This is a genomic window from Xylanibacillus composti, from assembly GCF_018403685.1.
GTDB classification, from domain to species: Bacteria; Bacillota; Bacilli; order Paenibacillales; family K13; genus Xylanibacillus; species Xylanibacillus composti.
In genome coordinates, this window is sequence record NZ_BOVK01000078.1 from 1 (window position 1) to 5,009 (window position 5,009).

Annotated in this window: 4 protein-coding genes; 2 read left to right on the forward strand and 2 right to left on the reverse strand. The window is 53.8% G+C overall.

All coding sequences use genetic code 11. The features are described from left to right. Positions 1-340 precede the first annotated feature (340 nt). Positions 341-1,414 (reverse strand): DUF3048 domain-containing protein, encoded by a 1,074-nt coding sequence (locus tag XYCOK13_RS20455; protein ID WP_213414108.1) that lies wholly within the window; start codon positions 1,412-1,414, stop codon positions 341-343. Between the two features lie 241 nt (positions 1,415-1,655). Here XYCOK13_RS20455 and XYCOK13_RS20460 point away from each other — a divergent pair, with 241 nt between their 5' ends. Then, complete coding sequence (locus tag XYCOK13_RS20460; RefSeq protein ID WP_213414109.1) at positions 1,656-2,177, forward strand: DoxX family protein; 522 nt, start codon at positions 1,656-1,658, stop codon at positions 2,175-2,177. Positions 2,178-2,342: 165 nt separating this feature from the next. Here XYCOK13_RS20460 and XYCOK13_RS20465 read toward each other — a convergent pair whose 3' ends face one another. Next, on the reverse strand, positions 2,343-3,584 hold the full coding sequence (locus XYCOK13_RS20465) for an aminotransferase-like domain-containing protein (protein ID WP_213414110.1): 1,242 nt from the start codon (positions 3,582-3,584) through the stop codon (positions 2,343-2,345). 504 nt (positions 3,585-4,088) lie between these two features. On the opposite strand from XYCOK13_RS20465, the gene XYCOK13_RS20470 reads away from it, so the two are divergent. Beyond that, positions 4,089-4,889, forward strand: coding sequence for a PaaX family transcriptional regulator C-terminal domain-containing protein (locus tag XYCOK13_RS20470; protein WP_213414111.1), 801 nt, complete (start codon positions 4,089-4,091; stop codon positions 4,887-4,889). Positions 4,890-5,009: the final 120 nt, after the last annotated feature.

The window sequence follows — 5,009 nt, forward strand, 5'->3', positions numbered from 1 at the left end:
GAATTAGGGGGTCTGACCGCTAACGGAACCAAGAGACCTTATTTCACAGAATCGAGCCAAAAATCCTTGATTCCGCCGCAATAAGGGCCAAGAGTTCCGTTAGAATCGAAAATAGTCCAGAAATAAGCCAATAGTGTCTATCACTTCCGTTAAACGGAGATCGCAAGCACATATACTTCCGCCGCCGCACACTGCGAATACCATGCATGTATTCGACTCCGTGTCCTACGAAAGAGAAGTCAGTATGCCGCCCGCCTGCGATGGGGAGACGGCTCGCCATCAAGGCAAGTCCGTCAATCCCGTTAAGCTCCTCATGTCTTCGCCCCCACAGGGGGATTCCTTACTCTTCCAACTCCGTACTGGCGCTGCCGCCTTCTCCCTGCACTTCAAGCTTCGTTCCAACCGGCACGATCTGCACCCATGTCTTGCCCGGCAGCAGCGGCACTTCCTCGCCTTGGACGAGGGCGCGAATGATGCCGCCGCGATTCTCCCATGTGACCTCGCGAATCTTGCCCTTCTGCACCAAATGCCCGTTGCCCGGACCGAACACATCCACATGACGGCGGCCGACATCGTCCACCACCCGATGGCTTGCCTCGATAATCAGAATATTATCGGCAACAAGCTGTTCTTCCGTTTCCTTGTCCTTATGCGGCTCGCCCAGCATATGCCTTTCGTATCGCCCAATTTCCTCGTTCCAATGATAAGACACATGATAGCTGGAGTAATAAGGAATCGATATGTCATGGGCTTCGCTGCCTGGTTCGATAGCGGCCGCCTCAATCGTATCCACGAAACGGAAGGCCGGGTCGTTCCAATCCTCACGGTATCCCTTGTCCTCTGCGCCCTTCCGGATCAGCTCGACGCTTGTATACAGATTATGCGGCGCCCTTCTTTCACTGCTGCGCCAGTAGTACGCGTGATCCCCGTATACCTGGTCGAAATGGGCCAGTTTCCGCCGGGCAATGATGTTCATCGCCTCCTGGCTCCAGCCCGCGTGCACGATCAATGCGTCGAGTCCGGCTCCCAGCTCAACAAAATACGGGCGAATGCTTCGCACCGGTCCGATTACGTCGGGATCGTCGCTCTGATAAACAGCCAAAAACCGCGTAATATCTCCCTCAGCCAACACTTCATATACCTGATCCGCTCTATGTAATCCCGATTGCGGCCGAGCTTGCGCCTGATTTTCCACCATTACCATAATGGGGCGCTTGTAGTGTTCCTCCTCCGTCCCTATACCGGTCAAAGGATACGAGAACGGATACACGATTGGCTCCTCCGGCTCTTCTGCCGGCATTGCCACTGGCGGTTCCTCCTCCAGTTCCTGGTCTGCCTGTTTGTTGCCGCAGCCTGCGAGCAGTATGATCGCGACGATGCCCAGCAGCACCGCCAGTCTCCATTCCCTCTTCATTGTTTCACCTGCGCCTTTCCCCACATGTTTATATTCTATTAAACCATATTTCACCTGCCAGTAGGTAGATTTTGTTCGGAATGCGGGTGATCGCAAAGTTTTTTCGCCTTGTTCACGATATTGTGATTTTTTTCACATAAATGAGCGTGTTTATGATTTATACTAAAGATGTAAAGAACAAGCACCACAAAAACTAACCCCACACAATCGATAATGAATTTTAGAAAAGGAGAGGATCAGAATGTTTGTGAAATGGCTGAGAGAAAATGTCGTCGCTGCTGCAATGCTTACCCTCCTTCGCTTGTATATTGGATACCAATGGCTGACAGCCGGCTGGGGCAAAATAACCGGTGACTTCAACGCAACAGGCTACCTGAATGGCGCCATAGCCAAAGCCGCCGGCGAGAATCCAACGGTACAAGGCTGGTGGGCAGCGTTCCTGGAAGGCTTCGCCCTTCCGAATGCAGGATTGTTCAATTTCCTGGTCGCCTATGGCGAATTCCTGGTCGGGCTTGGCTTGATCCTTGGCTGCTTCACCACCTTCGCTGCCTTGATGGGCGCCGTGATGAACTTCGCCTTCCTGTTCTCGGGAACGATCAGCACCAATCCGCAAATGCTGCTTCTGACCATATTCATCCTCGTAGCAGCTGCTAACGCTGGCAAGTTCGGCGCCGACTACTACGTACTTCCTTACCTGAGAAACTTAGTGAAGCGCATAAAGCCCAACATGAAAAAGCCTGTCATCAAGGCCCCTACGCACTAATCATCGAACTGGCAAAAAAGCAAAAGCGGATGAAGCCGGCTGCTGTGCAGCCTGTCGCTTCTCCGCTTTTTTTGCTGCGCTCTTCCTGCTCCTGCAGCTATCTGGTTCCCCGACCAGCAACGGTCTGGTGGTGTAAATGGTCCGGCGTCCGAACCGATTTAACACTCATGCTTGCGTCGAGTGAATCAGCGCAGCCAATCGGCCTACGCCCTCCCGAATGCGCTGCTCGTCACTGAGAGAATAGTTCAGCCGCATCGTATGCTCATGGCCGCCATTTGGATAGAAGGAGCCTCCAGGGACAAAGGCAATCTTGTGCTGCACCCCGTTTTCCAGCAACGTGCGGCAGTTCCACTGTTCCGGCAGCTCGCCCCACAGGAACAAGCCGCCCTGCGGCAGCTGAAACTTCAATTCAGGCAGCTTCTCCCGCAAGACGCCGGCCATCGCGTCCCTTCGTTCCTTATAAGTCCCGATCAGGCGCGACACATAGGCGGAGAGGCTTTGCTGCTGCAGCATCTCATAAATAATCATCTGATTGATCGATGATGTGTGCAGGTCGACACCCTGCTTGGCCAGGACCATCTTCTCCAGATATACCTTAGGGGCGGCCGTCCAGCCCACCCGGTACCCCGGACAGAGTACCTTGGAGAAGCTTCCCAGGTACATCACTTGCCCCTGCTGGTCGAAGGCCTGCAACGGCGGCAAGCGGTCGCCTTCAAAGCGCAGTTCGCCGTACGGATCGTCCTCTACTACCGTCACCGCATAGCGTGCGGCAATTTCCATCACGCGCTTGCGGCGCTCCAGCGACCAGGTCCGTCCCGTCGGGTTCTGATAATTCGGCACCGCGTACAGCAGCTTCGCCTCCGGATAAGCGGCAAGCGTGCTTTCCAGCGATTCGGGAATCATGCCATCATTGTCTGTCTCGATCTCGATGAATCGCGGATTGTAAGGCTGGAAAGCCTGAATGGCCCCCAGGTAAGTCGGGCTTTCACACAGCACCACATCGCCTTCATCCAACAGCAGCTTCCCTATCAGGTCTAGCCCCTGCTGCGAGCCGGAGGTGATAAGTACATCTGCCCCTTCTAATCCAAGTCCGAACGTTTCATTCATGTAAGCGGCAATCCACTCCCGCAGCGGACCGTACCCCTCTGTAGGCGCATACTGCAAAGCTGTGCGAAACGATTGCTGCAAGACGCGCTCTGTCGCAATTCTAACCTCCTCAACCGGGAACAAGTCCGGATCTGGAATGCCTCCGGCGAATGAAATGAAATCCGGCTGTGCCATCAGCTTCAGGATTTCACGAATTTCGGAAGCCTTCATCCGGTCCGTTCGCTTCGCAAATCGCACCCGGCCCGCTTGCTTGCCGAGTCCGGAGTTACCTTGCTCCACTACTGTTCGTTGCTGTGCCATTGCCATGCCATCTCCTATACATGCTAAATTTTTAATGTCGTTGATCATTTATGAGCGTAAATAAATGCAAGGATTGGTTTGTAATTTTATAACTAGCTTACGTGTTTTTACTTATTATATTTCTGGACACTGCAGCCGTCAATGGGCAGAACGGGCAGATCGCGGCCTCAGTCATGCAGCTTGTCGTCTGTAATAGGATGCACTAATATGAGGAGAGACACTACCTTATGTGGATGCACATGTGGAAAAACTACCTCTTCAGATGGTGCGCGAATCGTAGAACGGACCCGTGCAGGATTTGTGATTGAGCGTGATGTACTTGCTCTTCAGATGCAGGAATCGGGGAATGGACCCGAGACAGCATGCGAGATTGGGAGTTAGGCACTTCATCTCAAGTCCGCGTATGCGTTAGGATACTTATTCCCCAGGGTGCGGGAATACGGGCAATCACATGATAGGCACGGTCGCATGAATATGGCTAATACAGAAGAAGGAGCGTTCACGTTGGCCTTGACACTGGAACAGAGAATCATCTCGATGCTGCATAAAGCCGGACCGCTGCACACCAAGCAGCTTGTGCCCGTCTTGGAAGGACTCGGCTATCATTCCGGCACGGTGCGAAATACGCTCACCCAATTGAAGGCAAGAAGGTGGATCCGGTCTGCTGCCCGCTCGCTCTACGAAATCACTGACAAGGGCAAGAGCCATCAGGTTCGCCGCAATGCTGCAGGCAAGCGGTACGGCATGGCATGGGATGGCAAGTGGTATGTATTTACCGGGGAAATTCCCGAATCCGAACGCAACAAGCGCGACCGGATGAGAAGCGACCTGATGCAGATGGGCTGCGGCCGACTTTACAAAAGCGTGTATATCACACCGTGGGACATTACCGGCGACGTGCTGCGCATGGCGGAGGAGTACGGGATCGTAGACTATATCTCGATTTTTCATGGAGAGAAGGTGGCCGGGGCCATCAGCAAGGAGACTGTTGTTGCCCTTTGGCCGCTTGCAGAGGTCGTTGCTTTGTACGAGGAAGTTCTGAATCGGATGAACCTGGAGTGGAGGCCGCGACTGGCCAAGCTGCTAGCGTCTGACGCAGATTGTTCACTGGAGCTGCTTCTCCTGTACATGGAAGTCGATCAAGCGATTGAGTACCTCATTGAACGGGATCCGATGCTTCCGGAGGAGCTGCTTCCCGATGCATGGGCTCCGCCTGGTATTCTGGTGAAGCTGGAGATATTCGCCGCCGAACTGGCCGACGCAGTACCCGCAGGTACCATATACGGCAAGCTCGTACGCGGATAAGGAAGCTGTGCCGCCGCCACCACGGACGACATCTCTTACCGCGAAACGGCTGCTAAGAGAATAGCGCTTGCGTCTTCACGACTTGCGGAGCCCAAAATAAGAGTCTGTAAACTATTTTGT